Source organism: Leptospira neocaledonica, assembly GCF_002812205.1.
Taxonomy (GTDB): domain Bacteria; phylum Spirochaetota; class Leptospiria; order Leptospirales; family Leptospiraceae; genus Leptospira_B; species Leptospira_B neocaledonica.
This window is the reverse complement of the sequence record NZ_NPEA01000025.1, coordinates 1-2,045: the sequence shown is the minus strand read 5'-3', so window position 1 is coordinate 2,045 and position 2,045 is coordinate 1. Positions and strand designations below refer to the sequence as shown.

At 39.1% G+C, this 2,045-nt stretch carries 2 protein-coding genes; both read left to right on the top strand.

All coding sequences use genetic code 11. From position 1 onward, the window contains the following. On the top strand, positions 1–1,483 hold a 1,483-nt coding region (locus CH365_RS19785; protein ID WP_208861250.1), incomplete at its 5' end, for a polymorphic toxin-type HINT domain-containing protein. Further along, positions 1,455–1,856 (top strand): hypothetical protein, encoded by a 402-nt coding sequence (locus CH365_RS19780; RefSeq protein WP_165782641.1) that lies wholly within the window; start codon positions 1,455–1,457, stop codon positions 1,854–1,856. The genes CH365_RS19785 and CH365_RS19780, both read left to right, overlap by 29 nt. Positions 1,857–2,045: the final 189 nt, after the last annotated feature.

Here is a 2,045-nt window from a genome sequence, read left to right as displayed (position 1 = left end):
TAAAAACGGAACAGCGGAAGCTGGTTTCTTTAATCAAGTAGGAGAACAAGCTAAGATCTATCTGAACCAACTTGCAGGGAATGCGTTTGGAGATTTTGCTTATATCAATGATAAAGGTGAAGTAGTTTTTAGAAGTTGTTTTGTGGCTGGGACGCTTGTTCATACGAAGGATGGACTGAGGGCTATTGAGACGATTAAGGTTGGGGATGAGGTGCTGTCTAAAAGTGATGAAACTGGAGGAATAGGTTACAAGCGAGTCTCTAAAACATTTGTCCGTCAAACGGAGACGATCTTCCAAGTGATTTTCGTGGACGGAAGTATGCTAGAGACTACTTGGAATCACCCATTCAGACGCTTGAAGGCTGAATCTAAAGATCAGGATTATCGAATAGAGAACTCCGAATGGAAAGAAGCTAAGGATCTTCACTCCGGAGATATTACTATAACAGCGAACGGAGAAATCCTGGAAATCGAAGAGATCATTATTGAAAATCGCTTTGAGACAGTTTATAACTTCGTTGTAGATGATTTTCACACATACTTTGTAGGTGAAGTTGGAGTCTGGGTGCATAATCAGGATTATAGTAATAAATATTCGGACAAGCGAGCAATCCATGATGAAATCGAGGCAAAGCTGGATATCAAAAACCATGTTGCCGATGTTACAGCAGGAGGTCTATTGAATGGAGCACTTGAAGTAGCAAAATCGATTGGTAAAACACTTTACAGCGGAGCAAAGGGTGCACTCGGTTTCCTAGGAATAGCACTTGAAGTAGGATCTGAGGGTTATGCATTTCAGAAGAAGCTAAAAGATATAGCGGAGACGTATGATACAAAAGATGCAATACGCCTCATGGACGACCTGTTAATGAGAGAAGAGAAGAAAGCCAAACGAGAATTTAACGATGTGAACGGCGGTCTTGATATCTTAATTAAGAAAAGGAAAGATTTTCTGGATACAATCGAAGGCAAGACGACTTACGATACTACTGTTGGAGATAGAGTTGACCTAAGTATAAACGAGAAGCGTAGAGAGCATAATAAGGAAGTCGCTTATCACATTGCATCTTTAAAGGATGAAAAAATAGAGCGAAATTCCTTCAATCAATCTTATAATGAAAAAGTGAAACTTATGGATCAGGCTCGGACGCATGGAGAAAACGGTGATTATCGTTCGATGATCCGAGTAGCTGATAAAGCACTAATGTATCGAGGACATTCAGATGGGTATGCGGAGTTTGAAAGTATTAAGAATTTCCAAACTGTAAAAACGATTGGATTATTCTCTAATCAGGTAATTACAGAATCTCCGAGCAAGGCCCCTACAGTTACAATTAATCCGACCTTAGAGGGAATTCAAAAAGCGTATTTAGAGTATATGGAAACCAGGGAGCAGAATATTCAAGATGGAAAGAAAACCAACTGTCAAAACAGATCATATAATGGAGGTTATTTTGAAGTTCCAATATGTTATAGTAATTAAGTCTTTAGTGCTGATCCTCTTTGGATGTCAAACCTCTAAAAAAGAGATTTTTGAGTTGCCCGAAGTTAGAAAGAATTATATCCAAAAAATTGAATTTAAGGAGGCAGAATTTGATATAGATACAAAATCATATCATCTATATTTTAGCGCAGAAGATTATGTCTATACGATTTCATGGCGGAAAAAAGATTCCCTAATTGCGGAATCTTATAGGAAAGGAAGAGTAATTGAGATTTTTACTTATGAGCAGAACAAGCTAAGTTCGAAAACTAAATCTAGAAGGGGAGAGTTCAACCCTTTCTACAAAGAAGATATTGCAGATAATGCAGAGCAAACAGAAGATTCTATCTTCTATTATTTAAAAAATAAATAAGCAGAGTCGGGATTCAATTTGCACGAACATTATCGATTGCTGTTGATTTATCTCTCGTCCGCCAGGGATGTGCAAGGCGCAAAGCGTCCCGTCGCGCATCCTAAAACCAAGCCTTGTAAAACTAACCTAATCGCGTAGGGATGAGGGCGACTGCCCGAACCTGAAGCAGCCCGGTCCTTGCGTAGCAAG